Source organism: Micromonospora sp. NPDC051300 (genome assembly GCF_044455315.1).
In the GTDB taxonomy this organism is placed as follows: Bacteria; Actinomycetota; Actinomycetes; order Mycobacteriales; family Micromonosporaceae; genus Micromonospora; species Micromonospora robiginosa.
The window spans coordinates 132,175-152,971 of the sequence record NZ_JBITEP010000015.1 but is presented as its reverse complement, the minus strand read 5'-3'; the positions used below and the strand labels follow the sequence as shown (position 1 = coordinate 152,971).

The following is a 20,797-nucleotide window of genomic DNA, read 5'->3' as shown; positions in this document are numbered from 1 at the left end:
TCCACGGCGGCTGCTCACCCCTCCTCACGTTCAGACGAAACGACCCTCACGTCCAGTCGGTTACGCCCAACATCATTAAGTTAGGACCTCTTAACGACGACGCACGTGACAGGCCGCCGACCCGAACTCGGGTCGGCGGCCTGTCGCGATGCGCCGGAGGCGGGGTGTTAAGCGGGGGCCCCTGCTATACCGCAGGCGTTAACAGGGGGCCCCTCCTTTCACCTCAGGCCGGCGGCGGCCAGCAGATTCCCCGGGGGCAGGGCGGGCAGGGTGTGGCCGGTGGCCATCCGCTGCTCGGCGCGCGCGGCGGTGAACGCCGGGTCGCCGGCGATGGCGGCGGCGTACGCGGCGGCGGTGCGGGACGCGATGGCCGACCAGCCGTACTTCTCGTGCACCAGGGCACGGGCCCGGCGGGCCAGCGCGCGCGCCCGGTCGGTGTCGGCGAGCAGCGCGTGCACCGCCTCGGCGAGCCCGTCCGGGTCGTGCGGCGCGAACGTCGTCCCGGTCACGCCCGGCTCGACGATCTCGGCCAGCCCACCGGTACGCGACACCGCCAGCGGCGCGCCCGCGGCGGCCCCCTCCAGCGCGACCATGCCGAACGGCTCGTAGATGCTGGGCACCACGAAGCAGTCCGAGGCGGCCATCACGGCGGGCAGGTCGGTGCCGCCGAGGAAACCGGGCATGCTGACCGTGCCGCCCAGCCCGAGCCGGTGCGCCTCGGCCTCCAGCTCCGCCTTGTACGGCCCGTCGCCGACGATCACCGCGCGCAGCCCGGGGTGCCGCTCGCGCAGCCGGGGCAGGGCGGCCAGCAGGTGCTGCACGCCCTTCTCGTAGACCAGCCGGCCGGCGAACGTGACGAGTGGGCCGTCGCCGGCGAAGCGGGCCCGGGCGGCGGCGACCGCCGAGGCGGGCACCCGCCAGCGGTGCGGCTCGACGCCGTTGGGGACCACGTCGACCCGGGACGACGGCACGTCGAACAGCGCGCCGACCTCGTCGCGCATGTAGCCGGAGCAGACGACGACCCGGCCGGACTCGCCGGCCAGCCAGTGCTCGACGCCGTGGATGGTGCGGTTCATCTCCTCCGGCAGCCAGCCCTGGTGCCGGCCGGCCTCGGTGGCGTGGACCGTGGTCACCAGCGGCACGTCCAGGTGCTCGCGCAGCGTCATCGCGGTGTGCGCGACCAGCCAGTCGTGGGCGTGGATCACGTCGTAGCCGCCGGACTGGGCGGCGCGCAGCGCGGCCCGGGTGAGCGTGTGGTTGAACGCCATGGTCCAGGCCAGCAGCGAGCCGGTGGCGAGCGGGAACGTGACCGGGTCCTCGGCGGCGCGGACGATCCGCACGCCGTCGGCGTACTCCTCCAGCGGCGCGCCCTCGGCGTGCCGGGTGACGACGGTGACCTCGTGCCCGGCGGCGGCCAGAGCGACGGAGAGCGCGTGCACGTGGCGGCCGAGGCCACCGACGAGCACCGGCGGGTACTCCCACGACAGCATCAGGATGCGCCGGCTCCGGGGCGCGCCGCCCGACTGCGGCGGCGCGGTGGGGCGGGAGGTGAGAGTGGGCCGGTGGAGCCGGTCCGTCGCGGTGGCGGTCTGCGCGCCGACCCGCAGAGAGGTCACGTCGATCTCCGTCCATGCATGGGGGGACACGCCGGCAGCGGTGGCGGCGGGAAGCAGCGGTGAGGGTGGCCGAACTGGCCGGGGGGAACGCGCGGGCGCGCATCCGCGCTCAAGGAAAGTGCATCCGGCGCGAACGCGCATCTCGAATGCGACGATCGTGACGGACGACACCCGCATCCGTCGGTTACCGTCCGAACGACAGGGATTGGCCGGGGGTACGCCGGGGCATCAACGGCGTGCGCGCCGGCCACCCGTCCGGTGCGCTCACGATCATGGGCCCGAAGGAGCGACATGCAGGTCTGGCCGGGCGACAGCTACCCCCTCGGCGCCACCTACGACGGGATGGGCACCAACTTCGCGATCTTCTCCGAGGTGGCGGAGAAGGTCGAGCTCTGCCTCTTCGACGAGTGGGACATCGGCACCGAGCGCCGGGTGGAGCTGCGCGAGGTCGACGCGTACGTCTGGCACGCCTACATCCCCGGCGTGGAGCCGGGTCAGCGCTACGGCTTCCGGGTGCACGGGCCGTGGGACCCCGCCAACGGGGTGCGCTGCAACCCGCACAAGCTGCTGCTCGACCCGTACGCGAAGGCGGTCGACGGCGAGGTCTCCTGGGACCCGGCGGTCTACGACTACGAGGTGGGCGGCGACCCGGACCGGATGAACACCGCCGACTCGGCGCCGTTCATGCCGAAGTCGGTGGTGGTGAACCCGTACTTCGACTGGGGCAACGACAAGCCGCCGCGCACGCCCTACCACCACTCGGTGATCTACGAGGCGCACGTGCGCGGGCTGACCATGCGGCACCCGGACATCCCGGAGGAGCTGCGCGGCACGTACGCGGGGATCGCCTCGCCGGTGATGATCGAGCACTTCCAGCGGCTCGGCGTGACCGCGGTCGAGCTGATGCCGGTGCACGAGTTCGTGCACGACCACCGCCTGGTCGACCTGGGGCTGCGCAACTACTGGGGCTACAACACGATCGGCTTCTTCGCCCCGCACCACGGCTACTCCGCGCTGGGCCGCCTCGGCCAGCAGGTGCAGGAGTTCCGCGGCATGGTCAAGGCGCTGCACGCGGCCGGCATCGAGGTCATCCTCGACGTGGTCTACAACCACACCGCCGAGGGCAACCACCTCGGCCCGTCGCTGAGCTTCAAGGGCATCGACACGCCGAGCTACTACCGGTTGTCGGAGGAGGACCGGCGCTACTTCGTCGACTACACCGGCACCGGCAACAGCCTCAACGTGCGCAGCCCGCACTCGCTGCAACTGATCATGGATTCGCTGCGCTACTGGGTCACCGAGATGCACGTCGACGGCTTCCGCTTCGACCTGGCCGCCACGCTGGCCCGGGAGTTCTACGAGGTGGACCGCCTCTCCACGTTCTTCGAGGTGGTGCAGCAGGACCCGGTGGTGGGCCGGGTCAAGCTGATCGCCGAGCCGTGGGACATCGGCCCCGGCGGCTACCAGGTGGGCAACTTCCCGCCGCAGTGGACCGAGTGGAACGGGAAGTACCGCGACACCGTGCGCGACTTCTGGCGCGGCGAGCCGGCCACGCTCGCCGAGTTCGCCTCCCGCATCTCCGGCTCCGCCGACCTCTACCAGGACGACGGCCGCCGGCCGTTCCACAGCATCAACTTCGTCACCTGCCACGACGGGTTCACGCTCACCGACCTGGTCTCCTACAACGACAAGCACAACGAGGCCAACGGCGAGGAGAACCGGGACGGCGAGAGCCACAACCGCTCCTGGAACTGCGGCGTCGAGGGCGACACCGAGGACGCCGGGGTGCTGGCGCTGCGCGCCCGGCAGCGGCGCAACTTCCTGGCCACGCTGATCCTGTCCCAGGGCGTGCCGATGCTCGGGCACGGCGACGAGCTGGGCCGCACCCAGCGCGGCAACAACAACGCCTACTGCCAGGACAGCGAGCTGGCCTGGGTGGACTGGGACCGGGCCGACGAGGAGCTGCTCGCGTTCGTGCGACGGCTCACCGACTTCCGCAACCGGCACCAGGTGTTCCGCCGCCGGCGGTTCTTCACCGGCCTGCCGGTCGGTGGCCGGACCGCCGGCTCCGGCCTGCCCGACCTGGCCTGGTACACCCCGGACGGCCGGGAGATGACCGGCGAGGACTGGGGCAACGACTTCGGCCGCTCGGTGGCCCTGTTCGTCAACGGCGACGGCATCCCGGAGCGCGGCCAGTACGGCCAGCGCCACCGGGACAGCTCCTTCCTGCTGCTGTTCAACGCGCACGACGCGGCGCTGGACTTCACGCTGCCCGGCGAGGAGTTCGGCCCCCGGTGGGAGCTGGTGATCAGCACCGCGGAGCCGGATCCGGAGAAGACGACGCTCGTCGAGGCGGGTGGCACGGTCTGCGTACCGGACCGCTCGCTGCTGGTCCTGGAGAGGACGGCCTGATCCATGCCCGACACCCCTCGCTCCACCTACCGCGTGCAGGTGCGCCCCGGCTTCGACCTGGACGCCACCGCCGAGCTGACCAACTACCTGGCCGCGCTCGGCGTCACCCACCTCTACACCGCGCCGCTGCTCACCGCCACCCCCGGCTCGTCGCACGGCTACGACGTGGTCGACCACCGCGCGGTCAACCCGGAGCTGGGCGGCGAGGCGGCCCGGCAGCGGCTGGTCCGGGCGCTGCGCGCGGCCGGGCTGGGCCTGGTCGTGGATATCGTGCCGAACCACGCCGGGGTGGCCCGGCCGGCGGCCAACCCGGCCTGGTGGGACGTGCTGCGCCGGGGGCGCGACTCGGCGTACGCGAGCTGGTTCGACATCGACTGGGACCGCGGCCGGCTGCTGCTGCCGGTGCTCGCCGACGCCCCGGACGCGCTGGACGACCTCAAGCTGGTCGACGGGGAGCTGCGCTACCACGAGCACCGCTTCCCGGTCGCCGACGGCACCGGCGACGGGACGCCGCGGCAGGTGCACGACAGGCAGCACTACGAGCTGGTGGACTGGCGGCGCGGCGACACCGAGCTGACGTACCGCCGGTTCTTCGCCGTCTCCGACCTGGCCGGCCTGCGGGTGGAGGACCCGGAGGTCTTCGACGCCACCCACGCGGAGGTCCTGCGCTGGGTCGACGCCGGGGACGTCGACGGCATCCGGGTGGACCACCCGGACGGCCTGCGCGACCCGGCCGGCTACCTGGCCCGGTTGCGCGCCGCCGCGCCGGGACGCTGGCTGGTGGTGGAGAAGATCCTGGAGTACGGCGAGGACCTGCCGGACTGGCCGGTCGACGGCACCACCGGCTACGACGCCCTGGCCGCGGTCTGCGGGCTCTTCGTGGACCCGGACGCCGAGCCGGACCTCACCGCGCTCGACGGCCGGGTGACCGGCCGGCACACCTCGTGGGAGGACCTGACCCACGCCACCAAGCTGGAGGCCGCCACCCGGCTGCTCGCCGCCGAGCTGACCCGTCTCGCCGCGCTCGTGCCGGAGCTGCCCGGCGAGCAGGTCCGCGCCGCGCTCGCCGAGCTGGCCGCCTGCTTCCCGGTCTACCGGGGCTACCCGCCCGAGGGCGTCCGGCACCTGGCCGCCGCGCGCAGTGAGGCCGGCCGGCGCCGCCCCGACCTGACCGGCGTGCTGGACCAGGTCACCGCCCGGCTGCGCGACCCGGAGCACGAGCTGGCCGCCCGGTTCCCGCAACTGACCGGCGCGGTGATGGCCAAGGGCGTCGAGGACACCGCCTACTACCGGTGGAGTCGGTTCGTCGCGCTCAACGAGGTGGGCGGCAGCCCGGCGCACTTCGGCGTGCCGCCGGCCGAGCTGCACCGCTTCGCCACCGCCCGGCACGTGCGCTGGCCGGCGAGCATGACCACGCTCTCCACCCACGACACCAAGCGCGGCGAGGACGTCCGGGCCCGGCTCGCGGTGCTCAGCGAGATTCCCGGGCGCTGGGCCGAGCGGGTCGGGGACTGGATGTCCCGGGCGCCGCTTGCCGACCCCGCGCTGGCCCACCTGCTCTGGCAGACCGCCGTCGGGGCCTGGCCGGTCGAGCGGGACCGGCTGCACGGGTACGCCGAGAAGGCCGCCCGGGAGGCGTCGGTGAGCACGAGCTGGGCCGACCCCGACCCGGCCTTCGAGCACGAGCTGCACGCCCTGGTCGACCGGATGTACGACGACCCGGAGCTGCACGCCCAGCTCACCGCGTTCGCCGACGAGATCACCCCGGCCGGCTGGTCCAACGCGCTCGGGCAGAAGCTGGTCCAGCTCGCCATGCCCGGCGTGCCGGACACCTACCAGGGCACCGAGCTGTGGGAGAACTCGCTGGTCGACCCGGACAACCGCCGCCCGGTCGACTTCGCCGTACGCCGGGACGTGCTGGCCCGGCTCGATGCCGGCTGGCAGCCGGCGGTGGACGCCGACGGCGCGGCCAAGCTGCTCGTGGTCTCCCGCACGCTGCGGCTGCGCCGCGACCACCCGGAGCTGTTCGCCGGTTACCGGCCGGTGCCGGCGCACGGCCCGGCCGGCGCGCACGCGGTGGCGTTCGACCGGGGTGGGGCAATCGCGGTGGCGACCCGGCTGCCGCTGCGGCTGGCCCGCGACGGCGGCTGGCGGGACACGACCCTGTCACTTCCCGTTCATGGTGTGACCGACGTGTTCACCGGTCGGGTCTACAGTGGGGACGAGGTGCTCCTGGACGATCTGCTGGGCACCTATCCCGTCGCCCTCCTCGCACCCACCGACCCAGTGGAGGCCGCCGCATGACCGAGTTCACGGTGTGGGCGCCCGAGGCCGCCCGGGTCCGCCTGCGCCTGCCCGGCGAGGCCGACCACGACATGCGTCCCGGCCGGGACGGCTGGTGGCGGGTGGAGGCGCCCGACGCCGGGCCGGGCACCGACTACGCGTTCCTGCTCGACGACGACGACCAGGCGCTGCCCGACCCCCGCTCGGCCTGGCAGCCGGCCGGGGTGCACGGCCCGAGCCGGGTCTACGACCACGCGGCGTTCGCCTGGACCGACAGCGCCTGGACCGGCCGGCAACTGCCCGGCAGCGTCCTCTACGAGCTGCACGTCGGCACGTTCACCCCGGAGGGCACGTTCGACGCGGCGATCGCCAAGCTCGACCACCTGGTCGACCTCGGTGTCGACCTGGTCGAGCTGTTGCCGGTCAACGCGTTCAACGGCGAGCACAACTGGGGCTACGACGGGGTCTGCTGGTATGCCCCGCACGAGCCCTACGGCGGGCCGGACGGCCTGAAACGGTTCGTGGACGCCGCCCACGCCAAGGGCCTGGGGGTGATCCTCGACGTCGTCTACAACCATTTCGGGCCCTCCGGGGCCTACGCGCCGCGGTTCGCGCCCTACCTCACCGAGCAGAGCAACACCTGGGGCCGCACGGTCAACCTGGACGGCCCGCACTCCGACGGGGTGCGCCGCTACATCGTCGACAGCGTGCTGATGTGGCTGCGCGACTACCACGTCGACGGGCTGCGGCTGGACGCCGTGCACGCCATGCCGGACGGCCGGGCCACCCACTGGCTGGAGGAGGTGGCGGTCGAGGTCGAGTCGCTGTCGACCGCGCTGGGCCGGCCGCTGTCGCTGATCGCCGAGTCCGACCTGAACGACCCGACGCTGATCACCTCCCGGGAGGCCGGCGGCTACGGCCTGCACGCGCAGTGGAACGACGACGCCCACCACGCGCTGCACACGCTGCTCACCGGCGAGCGGCAGGGCTACTACGGCGACTTCGGCTCGCTGGAGTGCCTCGCCGACGTGCTGACCGGCGCGTTCTTCCACGCCGGCACCTGGTCCAGCTTCCGTAACCGCAGCCACGGTCGCCCGGTCGACAGGCAGCGCACGCCCGGGCACCGGTTCGTCGCCTACCTGCAGAACCACGACCAGATCGGCAACCGGGCCACCGGCGACCGGATCTCCGCCACGCTCTCGAACGGGATGCTGCGGGTCGGCGCCACGCTGCTGCTGACCGCGCCGTTCACCCCGATGCTGTTCATGGGGGAGGAGTGGGCCGCGACCACGCCGTGGCAGTTCTTCACCAGCCACCCGGAGCCGGAGCTGGCCGTCGCGGTCGCCACCGGCCGGCGGCGCGAGTTCGCCGCGCACGGCTGGGCCACCGACGACGTGCCCGACCCGCAGGACCCGCAGACCTTCCTGCGGTCCCGGCTCGACTGGGCGGAGCTGGACAAACCCGAACACCGGGAGATGTACGAGTTCCACCGCCGGCTGATCGCGCTGCGCAGGTCGCGGCCCGACCTGTCGGACCCCCGGCTGCACCGGGTCGAGGTGCGCCACGGCGACCAGTTCCTGGTGGTGCGGCGCGGCGACACGCTCGTGGTGGCCAACCTGGCCGACCGGCCGCAGCGGGTCAACCTGCCCGGGGTGGTGCGCCGGGTGTTGCTGGCGACCGCCGAGGGGGTCTCGGTGATGCGCGACGGCCTCCAACTGCCTGCGGAGAGCGCGGCGATCGTCTCGCTCTGACCCCCTCCGTCCCGCAGGCACCCACTGCGTTCCACTCACCGCCGAAAAGTTCGGTGGGTGGAACGCCATAGGTGCTTCGCGGCCCTGCAGACACCCACCACGCTCCACTCGGCGCTCGGCAGTTCGGTGGGTGGAACGTCATGGGTGTGTCGCGACGGGGCGGGCACCCGCCGCGTTCCGTTCCATCACCTGTCGAGCTGACGTCGGACACGACTCACGTAGCGTGGCGTCCAGTGGGCACGATCGGGGAGGCTGGCGCGCATGGTTTCGGTGGTGCAGAACGTGGCGATCGACTGTGCGGACGCCTACCGGTTGGCCCGATTCTGGAGCGAGGTGACCGGCCGTCCGCTGCACCCGGAGGACGGGCCCGGTGACCGGGAGACTCAGGTGGCGCTGACGGACGGCCCGGTCCTCTACTTCAACCAGGTGCCCGAGCCCAAGCAGGTCAAGAACCGGATTCACCTGTGCCTCCGCCCCGAGACATCACGAGACCGGGAGGTCGAGCGGCTGCTGGGCCTCGGCGCCACGTTCGTCGCCGACCACCGGAACCCGGACGGCTCCGGATGGGCGGTCCTCGCCGACCCCGAGGGCAACGAGTTCTGCGTGCTGCGCAGCGACTCCGACCGCGCCGCGACGGCCCTCTGACGTCGGGCACCCGCCGGTGCGGTCGAGTGTCGGAGCGCCTACCTGCTGGACGTCGCCCGGGCGTACCTCCAGATGGGTGATCTGCGCGGAGCCGGCCGGGCGGTGGTGGAGGCAGATGGCGTCGCGCCGGCCGAGGTCCGGTGTGGCCCGCCTGGCGACGCTCGTCGGCCTGACCCGCTGACCGCCGCGCCGATGAGTCCGGGGCCGGGGCGCGGTCCTATCGGGGACGGCTCGACCCCTTGGAGGCTGGCATGTCCGACACGCTGTCCCGCGACGACCTGTGGGCGCTCGCCCACGCCGAGCGGGCCGCCCTCGCCGACGACCTGGTCGGGCTCGACGCGGTGCAGTGGGCGCAGCGGTCGCTGTGCGGCCGGTGGACCGTGGAGGAGGTGGTCGCCCACCTGACCGCGGCGGCGAGCGTCGGCCGGATCGGCTGGCTGGCCAGCGTGCTGGCCGCCCGCTTCGACTTCGACCGGCACAACGACCGCCGGCTGGCCGAGCGCCGGGGCACCGACCCGGCGGAGACCCTCGACCGGTTCCGTCGCGTCATCGGCAGCACCACGTCGACGTTCGGCCCGACCGAGGCATGGCTCGGCGAGGTGATCGTGCACGCTCAGGACATCCGCCGCCCGCTCGGCCTCGGCCGTACGCCGCCGGTCGGGGCCGTCACGCCGGTCGCCCGCTTCTTCGCCGGGCGGGATTTCACCGTGTCGGGGCGAACCGCGATCGCGGGGCTGCGGGTGGAGGCGACCGACGGGCCCTTCAGCACTGGGGACGGCCCGCTGGTCCGTGGCACCACGCTGGCGTTGACCATGGCGATGGCCGGACGGGCCGCCTACTGCGACGACCTCACCGGGCCCGGTGTGCCCACCTTGCGGGAGCGCTGCACGCCCGCCTGACCGCATCGCGTGATTGCATACTGAGTATGCTTCTCGTCATGCCACCCGTACCTCGCACCCTGGCGCTCGTTGCCCCGGTCGCCGGCTTCCTGCTCGGCGTCCTCGACTTCGTCTGGATCAAGTGGGTGCCGTACCCGTTCGCCGAGCTGGGCAACTCCACCGCCACCTGGGCGGTCGCCGCCTTCACGCTCGGCTGGTGGATCCGGACGGGCGCACTGCGGGCCGCCGTGGCCGCCACGGTGCTCCTGGTCGTCGCCGTGCCGAGCTACTACCTGGCGGCGGCGCTGCTCCAAGGCGACGACCTTGCCGTGATCGTGGCACCGACCTCGCTGCTCTGGATGGCGTCCGGCGTGCTCGCGGGCGTGGTGTTCGGCGTCGCCGGCGTCTGGTCGCGCATGTCCGGGTGGCAGTGTGTGGTGGCCGTCGCGCTACCGGTGGCCGTCTTCGTCGAGGAGGCGCTGCGGTTCGCCGGTCGGACCCGCACCGGCTATCCGGGCGCGTGGTGGAACGTGGCCATCGACCTCGGCCTCGCCGCGTTGCTGCTGGAGCTGGTCGGCCGCACCCTGCGGGTGCGACTGCTCGCCGCGGCCGTGGCGCTCCCACTGGCGGTCGTCGGCACGTTCACGTTCACCGCTGTCGGCGGCTGACCACCGCGTGGGCGTGGGGCGGCGCAGCCAGGGCGCGACCCTCGGCGTCGCCGCGACGAGACCTGCCGCGAGCAGCGTGATCACCGCCTGTCCGACGCGCCCCGGCGTGATCCCCGGCGTTGCGTCCAGCGCATGGTTGGCGTACCCGTTGGCGGCCGCGTCGGTGGCGAGCACCACGCACCCGAGCGCGAGCCCCTCGATCCGTCGCAGCGCCAGCAGCGCCGCTACGAGCGGATCGAGGACGGTCAGCGAGATGAAGTGGAGCGACAGCCAGGCTGGGGTGGACGGGTCCGGACCACCCGGCCGGACGCCGAGCAGGTCGCCGACATGCACGACGCCGCCGTAGGCGAAGACGCCGCCGTAGGCGAACACGACGACCCGGACCCACCGGGGTACGCCGGCCCACCGCCGTGCCGGGGGAACGGAGCGCGCTAGGGGATCGGCCATTCGTGCACCGGGCGGTTGCTGTGCATCAGGTCGACGTAGTGGCGGACCACCTCGCGCAGCGCCGCCGGCCGGTCCAGGTGGTCGGCGGACTCCAGCCGGTGCAGCGTCTCCACCTGCCAGGTCGCCCCGTTGCGGCCGGTCAGGCAGCGCTGCTCGATGATGCCGAGCAGCCGGTCCCGCTCGGCCGGGTCCAGGCCCCACCGGTCCAACCCGTGGTGGGCCAGCGGCAGCAGCCGGCGAAGCACCAGCTCGGTCACCGGCAGGTAGCCCAACGCCGGCCAGAACACCTGGGCCTCGATGCCGTGCCGGGAGCAGGCGGTGAAGTTCTCCTCGGCCGCGCTGAACGACATCTGCGACCAGAGCGGACGGTCCGACTCGGCCAGCGCCCGGACCAGGCCGAAGTAGAACGCGCCGTTGGCGACCGTGTCCAGCACGGTCGGGCCGGCCGGCAGCACCCGGTTCTCCACCCGCAGGTGCGGCCGGCCGCGCAGCACGTCGTAGACCGGGCGGTTCCAGCGGTAGATGGTGCCGTTGTGCAGGCGCAGCTCGGCGAGCTTCGGCACGCCGCCGCTGGCCAGCGTGGCCGCCGGATCCTCCGGGTCGCACACCGGCAGCAGCGCCGGGAAGTAGCGCACGTTCTCCTCGAACAGGTCGAACACCGAGGTGATCCAGCGTTCCCCGAACCACACCCGCGGGCGTACCCCCTGGGCCTTGATCTCCTCCGCCCGGGTGTCGGTGGCCTGCTGGAACAGCGGGACGCGGGTCTCGCGCCACAGCTCCCGGCCGAAGAACAGCGGGGAGTTCGCGCCGAGCGCCACCTGGATCCCGGCGACCACCTGGGCGGCGTTCCAGTAGTCGGCGAACTGCGCCGGGCTGACCTGGAGGTGGAACTGGGTGCTGGTGCAGGCCGCCTCCGGCGTGATGCTGTCGGCGGTGGTGGCCAGCCGCTCCACCCCGCTGATCGCGATCGGCAGGTCCTCACCGCGGGCGGCGAGGATCTGCTCGTTGAGCAGCGCGTAGCGCGGATTGGTGGAGAGCGTCTCGGCGGTCAGGTGCTCCGGGCGCAACGTCGGCAGGATGCCGATCATCACCATGTGCGCGCCGACCGTGCGGGCCTTCTGCTCGGCCGCGTTCAGGCTGGCCCGCACGTGCTCCTCGAACTGGGCGGTGCCGGTCCCGGCCAGCCGGCGCGGCGCCACGTTGATCTCCACGTTGAACCGGCCCAGCTCGGTCTGGAACGCCTCGTCGGCGATCGCCTCCAGCGCGTCGGCGTTGCGCATGGCCGGGTCGAAGCTGTCGTCGACCAGGTTCAGCTCGATCTCCAGGCCGGTCATCGGCCGCTCCACGTCGAACCGCGACTCGCGCAGCATCTCGGCGAAGACGTCCAGGCACCGCCGGACCTTCTCCCGGTAGCGGGCCCGATCCTCCCGGCTGAAGGTGCGCGCGCCGACGTCCTCGCCCATGGTCACCGCCTTGTCACCGTTGGTTCTCCCAACCTGGCACGAAGCCGCCGGTCAGGAAAGGCCCGAAGGACCTTTCCTGTACCCAGAAACGCCTTCCCTCACCCTTCGAGGGTTAAGGAGGGGCCCCCGCTTAACGCCTCCTGCACAGGCGGGGCCCCCTTTTAACACCTGGCCACAGCCGGGGCGGCTACCATGGCCGCCGGCTTCGACAGGGGGATGCGGGATGCGTGACGGCTGGGTCCGGGCGTTCGTGGTGGCGGCGATCGCCGAGGCGTGCTCGTGGGCGGCGCTGCTGGCCGGCATGGCGGTCAAGTACGGACCGCCGCGCGACGAGATCGGCGTGCAGGTGTTCGGCCCGATCCACGGCGGGCTCTTCGTGGCGTACGGGCTGCTGGTCCTCGTGGTGGCCCGGCGCCGCCGCTGGTCGCTGGTGCAGACCGGGCTGGCGCTGGCCAGTGCCGTGCCGCCGTTCGCCACCGTGCTGTTCGAGCGCTGGGCGCGCCGCCGCGGCCTCCTCGACGCCCCCGCCCCGGCTTTCGCCGACCGCACGCTCACCGGCGTCGGCGGTTAACAGGGGGCCCCGCCTATACCGAAGGCGTTAACAGGGGGCCCCGCCTTTCACGTCAGCGCGGAGCAGGCGGCCACGGCGAGCACGAGCAGCGCGCCGACCAGCGCCTGGAGCAGCAACGCCGGCCCCAGGTGCGACCAGAGCGTCGCGGTGCGCGGGGTGAGCAACTGCCCGGTGGTCAGGTTGACGATCCGCTCGATCCGGGGCGGCAGGTCGGCGTCGCGTTGCGCGCGCAGCGTGAGCTGCACGTGGTCGCCCGGGTGCAGCGCGCTCTGCGGCAGGTGCCCGTGCAGCTCCACCTCGACCAGCCGGTCCGTGGCGTCGCGCACCCGCACCGGGGTGACCAGGAACTCCGGGCCCTTCTTCAGGTCCTTGAAGCTGCGCTTCGCGCCCCCGCCGCCGCTGCTGAGCAACGCGCGGACCACCCGCAGCAGCAGCCCCACCACGCCGGCGGCGGTCAGCACCGTGACCAGCACCGGCTGGCCCACGCGTACCTCCCGGGCGTAGCCCTCCATCAGCCGGACCAGGCGTCCGGTGACGACGCGTTCGGTCGGATGCGCCGGGCGTCGGATGTGCAGGTCCGTGTCCATGTTCACCACCGAGAGTTCCGTTGCGTGCACAGATGGTATCGATCCTTCGGGTTGAACGACGTGAATGAACGGCGGTCACGCCCCGGCGCGGGACGCAGGTGACAACGGCCGGGGGCCGGGTATGCGTGCGGCCGAGCCGGAAAGGGGTCGAGCATGCAGCTGTCCTTCCTGCGCCCGCTCTACGACCGTCCCGGGCCGTGGTGCTCGGTCTATCTGGACGCCTCCCGGGACACCCACGACTCCCGCCCGCAGGTCGACCTGCGCTGGCGGGCGCTCAAGGGTGACCTGTTGGCCCAGGGCGCCGACCAGGTCACCGTCGAGGCGGTGGAGGAGGTCGTCCGCCGGCACGAGCCGATGCCCGGCGACTACGGCATCGCGGTCTTCGCCAGTCGGGGTCGGGTGGTGCTCACCGAGTACCTCTCCGCGCCGCCGCTGCGCGACCTGGCCACCTGGGCCGCGCTGCCGCACACCATGCCGCTCGTCGCCCAGCGCGGCGAGCAGGTCGCCTGGGTGCGGGTGCTGGCCGACCGCACCGGCGCGGACGCGGTCGCGGTCAGCGCCGGCGGCGTGCCCCGGCGCGCCCACGTCACGGGCCGGGAGAGCCGGCAGTTGCGCCGGGTGCAGCCGGGCGGCTGGTCGCAGTCGCGCTACCAGCGCGCCGCCATGGAGGCCTGGCACCACAACGCCGGCGACGCCGCCGCGGCCACCGCCGACCTGGCCGAGCGCGTCGGCGCCGACGTGGTCGTGGTGGCCGGCGACATCCGGGCCACCGGCATGATCGCCGCCCAGCTGCCGGAGCGCTGGCAGGACGTGCTGGTCCGCACGGACGCCGGGGCGCGTGCCGGCGGCGCCGACGACACGCTGATGGACGACCTCACCGTGCAGACCGTCGCCGAGGTCGCCGACCGGCGGATCGCCGCCGCGCTGGACCGCTTCGGCGTGCAGGAGGACGTCGGCGCGGGCCTCGACGCGGTCGTCGCCGCGCTGCAACGCAACCAGGTGGACACCATGCTGCTCGTCGACGACGCGTCCGCCGACGGCGAGCTGTGGGTCGGCCCCGAGCCGACCGAGATCGCCACCGACCCGGCGCAGCTCGCGGACATGTCGGTGGCCGACCCGCAGAAGGTACGCGCCGACGCGGCGCTGCTGCGCGCGCTGATCGGCACCGACGCGGAGCTGACCGTGCTCGCGCCGGAGGAGGCGCCGGAGCTGACCGACGGGGTCGGCGCGGTGCTGCGCTACGTCGACGCGGGCACCCCGGGGCGGGGCGATGGCTGACCGTACCGTCGCCGATCTGGTGGTCGAACGCCTGCGGGCCTGGCGGGTGCCGCGGGCCTTCGGCTACCCCGGCGCGGCGCTCGCCCCGCTGCTGGCCGCGCTCGACGACGCGGGCGGCGACCCGGCGTTCGTGCCGGCCCGGCACGAGGAGACCGCCGCCTACATGGCCACCGGCCACGCCAAGTTCACCGGCGGCATCGGGGTGTGCCTGGCCACCCAGGGCCCGAGCGCGGTGCACCTGCTCAACGGCCTCTACGACGCCAAGCTGGACAGCAAGCCGGTGGTGGCGATCATCGGCGAGGACGTCAGCGGCCCGCTCGGCGGCGCGCACGAGGAGATCGGGCTGAGCCGCCTCTTCGGCGACGTGTGCAACCAGTTCGTCCGCTACGGGCGCAGCCCGCAACAGGTGCCGACGCTGCTGGACCAGGCGTTCCGCACCGCGGCGGCGACGCGCAGCCCGACCTGCGTGGTGCTGCCCCGCGCGTTGCAGGTGACGGCCGTGCCGGGCCTGCTGCCGCAGACCGCCGGCGTGGTCACCGCCACGCCCGGCGAGCCGCTGGCCCGGGTGTTGCCGCACGACGCCGACCTGGACGCCGCCGCCTCGCTGCTCGGCGCCGGCCACCGGGTGGCGCTGCTGGTCGGCCAGGGGGCGCACGGCGCGGCCGACGAGATCGTCGCGCTCGCCGACCGGCTCGGCGCGGGCGTGGCCACGTCGCTGCTCGGCAAGCCGGTGCTGGACGAGCGGCTGCCGTTCCACACCGGCGTGCTCGGCGAGGTCGGCACCACCGCCGCCGCGCAGCTCATGGGCGGCTGCGACACGCTGCTGATGGTCGGCACGAACGACCCGTGGACCGACTGGTTCCCGCTGCCGGGGCAGGTGCGGACCGTGCAGATCGACATCGACGGCCGGCGGATCGGCACCCGGTACCCGGTCGACGTGCCGCTCGTCGGCGACACCGCCGAGACGTTGCGGGCGCTGCTGGCCCGGGTGCCGGAGCGGCCCAACCAGCAGTGGCGCGGCATGGTGGAGGCCATGGTGGACCGGTGGCGGACGGCCGCCGCCGAACGCGCCGCCGCCCCGGCCGAGCCGATCAACCCGCAACTGGTGCTCCGCGAGCTGTCCGCCCGGCTGCCGCAGCGCGCGGCGGTCGCGGTCGACGTCGGCTCGGTCACCTACTGGTACGCCCGGCACCTGGACCTGCCGCCCGGCGTGCAGGCGCGGCTCTGCGGCACGCTCGGCTCGATGGGCTGCGCCCTGCCGTACGCGGTGGCGGCCAAGCTGGCCCACCCGGACCAGCCGGTGCTCGCGCTGCTCGGTGACGGGGCGATGCAGCTCAACGGCCTGGCCGAGCTGATCACCGTGGCACACCACTGGACCGACTGGCCGGATCCCCGGCTGGTCGTGCTGGTGCTGAACAACCGGGACCAGTCCGGCGTGGGTGGCGGCCGTCCGCCCGGCGCGCCGCTGGACCGGCGACCCGACGTGCCGTACGCCGGTTGGGCGCGGCTGCTCGGCCTGCACGGCGTCCGGGTGGACCGGCCGGACCTGGTCGGCGCGGCCTGGGACGAGGTGCTCGCGGCGGACCGGCCCAGCGTGCTGGAGGCGGTGGTGGACCCGGCGGTGCCGCTGGACGTGCCCGAGCCGGCGCTGGCCGACCTCCGCGTCCTGGTGGCCGACGGCGACGCGGCCCGGCGGGTCCGGGAGCGGGTGATCCAGACCGAGGCCATCGCGGCGGAGGACCTCGTTTAGCCGGACCCGGCTGGGGCACTGCGAACAGGCGTTCGACAGCCCCGGGAGGTCCCGCTTGTCCACCACCACCGATCGTCGTCACGGCCCCGCCCCGCTGCCGGCGGCGCGCGGACCGGTCTCCGCCGCGCTGCTGGCCGCGCTGCGCGGGTCGCCCGGCGAGTTGCCGGCCGGGCTGGGCGACGGGTTCGCCACGGTGGCCGCGCCGGTGACCGACGAGGATCTCCAGCTCACCCTCTTCCTCTGCTACGAGCTGCACTACCGGGGCTGGCGGGACGTCGCCGAGGAGTGGGAGTGGGAGCCGTCGCTGCTGGCGCTGCGGGCCCGGGCCGAGCGCCCGTTCGAGGCGGAACTGCGGCGGCTCGCCGGCCCGCAGCCGGCCGTGCTGCCCGCCGCGCTGCCGGCGACGCTCGCCGACGTGGTGGCTGCCGACGACGGCCCGCCGCTCGCCGCCACCCTGCAACGCCGAGCCGACCTCGACCAGTTCCGCGAGTTCGTCACCCACCGCTCGATCTACCACCTGCGCGAGGCCGACCCGCACAGTTGGGCGTTGCCCCGGCTCGGCGGGCCGGCGAAGGCGGCGCTGGTGGAGATCCAGATGGACGAGTACGGCAACGGCCGGCTGGATCGGATGCACGCGGAGCTGTTCCGCACCACCATGGACCGGCTCGGGCTGGACAGCGGCTACGCCGTCCACCTGGACCGGGTGCCGGCGGTGACGCTGGCGGTGAACAACCTGATGTCGTTGTTCGGGCTGCACCGCCGGCTGCGCGGGGCGCTGCTCGGGCACCTGGCCGGCTACGAGATGACCTCGTCGCTGCCGAACCGCCGCTACGGCAACGGGCTGCGCCGGCTGGGCTTCGACGCGGTGGCCACCCGGTTCTACGACGAGCACGTGGAGGCCGACGCGGTGCACGAGCAGATCGCCGCGTACGACCTGTGCGGCGGGCTGGTCCGCGCGGAGCCGGCGCTGGCCGCCGACGTGCTGTTCGGGGCGGCCGCCGGGCTGGCGGTGGACCGCGTCTTCGCCGAGCACGTGCTGTCCGCCTGGACCGCCGGCCGGTCCTCGCTGCGCGCACCCGAGCGGGCCCTCGCCGCCGCGTGAGCGCCGCACGCGTCGCCCGTGTGAGTGCCGGACGGCGTTAAGCGGGGCCCCCTGCCATACCGGAGGCGTTAAGAAGGGGCCCCTCCTTAACTCCGGAAGCCGGCGATCTTATGCGTGCCGTCGCAGAACGGCTTGATCGCGCTCTTGCCGCACCGGCACAGCGCGACCGTGCCCGGGCGTCGTTCGATCGGCTCGCCCTCGGGCGTGACGAGCGCGAAGTCGCCGCGCACCAGCAGCGGTCCGTCCCGGTACGGGGTGATGGTCGCCGCCGGGGTGCTCTCGTCGTCGGGCATGCGCCGTGCAGTGCCCGTCCCGCCCGGGCCCAAACCCGCTCCGCCGCGCCGTTGCGCCCGTGAGGGCGGCTCAGCGGCGTGACGGCACCCGACCGGGCGTTGGTCCGCGCCGTGGGGAGATGCCCCGTTTAGACCCCAGAGGGACGGGAAGCCGGGCCGCGTGGTGAGCGAACGAGGCGGACGGGGCCCGGCGGAGGACGCCGGGCTGCCCGGCGAGCGGGTGGTGGCGGCGGGCAGCGCCGCCCGTACCCTGGTCGCCGCGACGGCCCGAGCGCTGCGCGGCGACGACTGCGGCGACCTCGGCCACCCGGGGTCGGTGACCCGCCTTCCCGGCACGCCCGATCCGGTCCGCCGCGCCGCCGCGAGCCGCGCCGCCGGCCGGGCCGCGCTGACCGCCGCGCAGGTCGGCCGCGTCGACGCCGAACGGGTGGCCGGCTGGTTCGTCGACCAGTACCCGGACCGGCGCTGGCCGGGGGCGGTGCTCGGTTCGCCGCACGGCGCGGCGGCCCACCTCGCGGTGGCGCTCGGCGTGCCCTGGCTGCCCGCCGGGTTCGACCTTACCGCGCGCTGGGGCCGGGGTGCGGTGGACCGTCCCGACGCCGCGCTCGACCACGGGGCGGCGCTGGCCGGGCGGCTGCTCGCCGGCAACCCCCGGGTGCACGTCCGCCAGGTGCACTGCCCGGCCAGCCGCGGCGTGACGGCCGCCGCCACCGTGACGCTCACCGCCCGCTGGCGGACGCTGCCGATGGCGTACGCGCGGTTCCTGGCCGACCGGCTGGAGCCGGCGGCGCCGGTGCTGCTGTTGCACGACGCGCGCACGTGGCCGGTCCGGGACGACGGTGACGGGCACAGCTTCCAGGCCGGTTGTCCGGGCAGCGGTCTCGACCCGGTCGACTTCCACCCGGACGCCCACGCGCTTCGCCACGTGCTGCGTGCCGCCGGCGGCGACGAGACGCGCTGGCGCGCCCCGGAGGTCACCGTGTCGGCGGCGTTCGCCGAACACGGCGTCGAGTCCGGTTTCGAGCACGCCGCGCGGGAGTGCTGCGACGGGCACGGGCACCCGCTGCACCGGGTGGTCGTCCCGCAGCCGGACGCGTTGAGCGCGGCCACCGCCGACCTCTACCGGCGCTGGCTGCGCCGGGCCGGCAAGACCGGGGACCGGCTGGTGGTGGAGTGCGGCCGGCTGCTCGACCCGGGGCAGGTGCTGCGCGCCGGCCTGGTGCCCTACTGGTGCGAGAACGCCACCCGCCGCCGGGTGGAGGGCGTCGAGTGGTGGCTCGCCGGCAGCGAGCCGTTCAGCTCGGTGGACGTGCTGCCGGAGCCGCCCGGACTGCGCTCGCCCGCGCTCGCCGGCCTGCCGCAGTGGCTGGCGGTGGCCGCGTTCGGACGCCGGCGGCGGGCGCTGGACCGGGGCGCGGCCCGCGGCTACCCGGTCGCCTCGGTCCCGACCCGACGTGCCACGGAGGTGTTGCGTAACCAGCCCTGCGACCTGCCCGCGCCGCCGCCGCTCGCGATGGCCGAGGCCCTCGCCGCGCTCCGGGACGCCGGCGCCCACCAGGGGCTCCTGGTCTGCTGACCGGCAACCTGGCGAAACATCCTCGCGATCCTACGGTCCGTGATTGAGTACCTACGGAGCGGGAAGACCGCTCGCCGTGCACCGGCCCACGACGCCGCGCGGCGGGCAGCCACCGCTCTCGACGTAACCCGTCACGTAACCCAACTTCCTCACCCGGTGCGTGGTCCGACCACGCGCACGACCGGTTTCCGACCGGGCGGGGGACCCTTCGGCGAGGGAGGCGCGGATGTTCGGACAGACCGCCACACCCACACCACCGACCACCGACCGGGGTCTGGAGGACCTCGACGCGGCGGCGCTCGCGTACGCGGCCCGGATCGAGGGGCTGCCACCCGAGCGGCGGCAGGAGGCGCGCGACGATCTGGTCCGTTTCGCGTTGCCGTTCGCCGGCCGGCTGGCCCGTCGCTACCGGGGCCGTGGGGAGCCGCTGGAGGACCTGGAGCAGGTGGCCCGCCTCGGCCTGGTCAACGCCGTCGACAGGTACGACCCGGAGCGCGGCTCGTTCACCGCGTACGCGGCGATCACCATCGTCGGCGAGATCAAACGGCACTTCCGCGACCGCACCTGGGGCGTGCACGTGCCGCGCCGGCTGCGTGACCTGATCCTCGAGGTGGGGCAGGCGACGGCGACGCTGACCAGCGAGCTGTCCCGGGCGCCCTCGGTGGCCGAGCTGGCCGAACGGCTGGAGACACCGGAGGAGGAGATCCTCGCCGCGCTGGAGTCGGCCGCCGGCTACAGCCCGGCGTCGCTGAACGCGCCGGTGGGCGGGGAGAGCTCGGCCGAGTTCGGCGACCTGGTCGGTGAGTCCGACAACGCGCTGGAGTCGGTCGACGACCGGGTCACGGTCAGCGGCCTGCTGCACCGGCTGCCCTGGCGGGAGCGGCGGATCCTCGCGATGCGCTTCTACGGCAACCAGACCCAGGCGGAGATCGCCGCCCGGTTCGGCATCTCGCAGATGCACGTGTCCCGGCTGCTGTCCCGGGCACTGACCTGGCTGCGCCAGGCGATGCTGGCCGAGGCGCCGCCGCCGTGGCAGAACGGCGCCGCCGAGACCGAGCCGGCCAAGACCCGCATCTCGGTGCGGCAGAACGGCGACCGGGTGGTCGTGGAGGTCGGCGGCGAGATCGACCGGGCCGGGGCCGACCAGTTGCGCCGTGCGGTGCTGGAGGCGGTCACCGGGCAGCCCCGCGAGGTGGTGGTCGACCTGGTGGGCGCCGGCGGCTTCGACGCCGGCGGGATCGCCGCGCTGATGGCCGGCCGGGACGCCGCCGCCCGGACCGGGGTGCCGCTGCGGCTCACCCGGGTGCAGCCGGCGGTACGCCGCTCGCTCGCCGCCGCCGGCCTGCCCGCCGCCGACTGAGCCACCGATCCGCCGCGCGCCCGGCGGCCGCGCGGCGGGCGGCCGGCGCCCCGGGCCCGGCGGCGGGGGGGGCGGGGGTTAGCCGGGGCCCCCCCGATTGCCGCGGGCGGTAGCGGG

The 20,797-nt window shown here is 74.2% G+C and carries 16 protein-coding genes; 12 read left to right on the top strand and 4 right to left on the bottom strand.

Annotation, left to right across the window (positions count from 1 at the left end; translation table 11 throughout):
- Positions 1–218: 218 nt before the first annotated feature.
- Positions 219–1,616, bottom strand: coding sequence for a glycosyltransferase family 4 protein (locus ACIA5A_RS18695; protein ID WP_396763474.1), 1,398 nt, complete (start codon positions 1,614–1,616; stop codon positions 219–221).
- A 291-nt stretch (positions 1,617–1,907) separates the two neighbouring features.
- Here ACIA5A_RS18695 and glgX point away from each other — a divergent pair, with 291 nt between their 5' ends.
- The 6 genes from glgX to ACIA5A_RS18665 all read left to right on the top strand — a co-directional run bounded on the left by glgX (position 1,908) and on the right by ACIA5A_RS18665 (position 10,253).
- Entirely contained in the window at positions 1,908–4,028 is a 2,121-nt protein-coding gene (glgX, locus tag ACIA5A_RS18690) for a glycogen debranching protein GlgX (protein WP_396763471.1), read from the top strand.
- Between the two features lie 3 nt (positions 4,029–4,031).
- Positions 4,032–6,332, top strand: a complete 2,301-nt coding sequence (gene treY / locus ACIA5A_RS18685; RefSeq protein ID WP_396763468.1) for a malto-oligosyltrehalose synthase — start codon at positions 4,032–4,034, stop codon at positions 6,330–6,332.
- The gene (gene treZ, locus ACIA5A_RS18680; protein ID WP_396763465.1) at positions 6,329–8,062 is read left to right on the top strand and encodes a malto-oligosyltrehalose trehalohydrolase; all 1,734 of its coding nucleotides are present in this window, start codon (positions 6,329–6,331) and stop codon (positions 8,060–8,062) included. Before treY ends, treZ begins: the two co-directional genes overlap by 4 nt.
- Before the next feature lie 261 nt (positions 8,063–8,323).
- Complete coding sequence (locus ACIA5A_RS18675) at positions 8,324–8,707, top strand: VOC family protein (RefSeq protein WP_396763462.1); 384 nt, start codon at positions 8,324–8,326, stop codon at positions 8,705–8,707.
- A gap of 251 nt (positions 8,708–8,958) precedes the next feature.
- Entirely contained in the window at positions 8,959–9,606 is a 648-nt protein-coding gene (locus tag ACIA5A_RS18670; RefSeq protein WP_396763460.1) for a maleylpyruvate isomerase family mycothiol-dependent enzyme, read from the top strand.
- A 38-nt stretch (positions 9,607–9,644) separates the two neighbouring features.
- On the top strand, positions 9,645–10,253 hold the full coding sequence (locus ACIA5A_RS18665) for a DUF6518 family protein (RefSeq protein ID WP_396763457.1): 609 nt from the start codon (positions 9,645–9,647) through the stop codon (positions 10,251–10,253).
- A 431-nt stretch (positions 10,254–10,684) separates the two neighbouring features.
- Here the strand turns inward: ACIA5A_RS18665 and ACIA5A_RS18660 are convergent, their stop codons facing one another.
- Entirely contained in the window at positions 10,685–12,163 is a 1,479-nt protein-coding gene (locus ACIA5A_RS18660) for a glutamate--cysteine ligase (protein WP_396763455.1), read from the bottom strand.
- A 223-nt stretch (positions 12,164–12,386) separates the two neighbouring features.
- On the opposite strand from ACIA5A_RS18660, the gene ACIA5A_RS18655 reads away from it, so the two are divergent.
- Entirely contained in the window at positions 12,387–12,734 is a 348-nt protein-coding gene (locus tag ACIA5A_RS18655) for a DUF3817 domain-containing protein (RefSeq protein ID WP_396763452.1), read from the top strand.
- Positions 12,735–12,781: 47 nt separating this feature from the next.
- Here ACIA5A_RS18655 and ACIA5A_RS18650 read toward each other — a convergent pair whose 3' ends face one another.
- Positions 12,782–13,330 (bottom strand): hypothetical protein, encoded by a 549-nt coding sequence (locus tag ACIA5A_RS18650; protein WP_396763500.1) that lies wholly within the window; start codon positions 13,328–13,330, stop codon positions 12,782–12,784.
- Between the two features lie 144 nt (positions 13,331–13,474).
- Here ACIA5A_RS18650 and ACIA5A_RS18645 point away from each other — a divergent pair, with 144 nt between their 5' ends.
- The 3 genes from ACIA5A_RS18645 to ACIA5A_RS18635 are packed head-to-tail and all read left to right on the top strand — an operon-like array spanning position 13,475 to position 17,451.
- Positions 13,475–14,599, top strand: a complete 1,125-nt coding sequence (locus ACIA5A_RS18645; protein WP_396763449.1) for a Vms1/Ankzf1 family peptidyl-tRNA hydrolase — start codon at positions 13,475–13,477, stop codon at positions 14,597–14,599.
- Positions 14,592–16,349, top strand: a complete 1,758-nt coding sequence (locus ACIA5A_RS18640) for a thiamine pyrophosphate-binding protein (RefSeq protein WP_396763446.1) — start codon at positions 14,592–14,594, stop codon at positions 16,347–16,349. Before ACIA5A_RS18645 ends, ACIA5A_RS18640 begins: the two co-directional genes overlap by 8 nt.
- Positions 16,350–16,404: 55 nt before the next feature.
- A complete protein-coding gene (locus ACIA5A_RS18635) occupies positions 16,405–17,451 on the top strand; it encodes an iron-containing redox enzyme family protein (RefSeq protein ID WP_396763443.1) in 1,047 nt (348 codons plus the stop codon).
- Between the two features lie 86 nt (positions 17,452–17,537).
- On the opposite strand, the gene ACIA5A_RS18630 is transcribed toward ACIA5A_RS18635, so the two are convergent.
- Positions 17,538–17,744: a CDGSH iron-sulfur domain-containing protein gene (locus ACIA5A_RS18630; RefSeq protein ID WP_396763440.1), complete on the bottom strand. Its 207-nt coding sequence runs from the start codon at positions 17,742–17,744 to the stop codon at positions 17,538–17,540.
- 160 nt (positions 17,745–17,904) lie between these two features.
- On the opposite strand from ACIA5A_RS18630, the gene ACIA5A_RS18625 reads away from it, so the two are divergent.
- On the top strand, positions 17,905–19,320 hold the full coding sequence (locus tag ACIA5A_RS18625) for a hypothetical protein (RefSeq protein WP_396763437.1): 1,416 nt from the start codon (positions 17,905–17,907) through the stop codon (positions 19,318–19,320).
- 226 nt (positions 19,321–19,546) lie between these two features.
- The gene (locus tag ACIA5A_RS18620; protein ID WP_396763434.1) at positions 19,547–20,680 is read left to right on the top strand and encodes a SigB/SigF/SigG family RNA polymerase sigma factor; all 1,134 of its coding nucleotides are present in this window, start codon (positions 19,547–19,549) and stop codon (positions 20,678–20,680) included.
- Positions 20,681–20,797 lie beyond the last annotated feature (117 nt).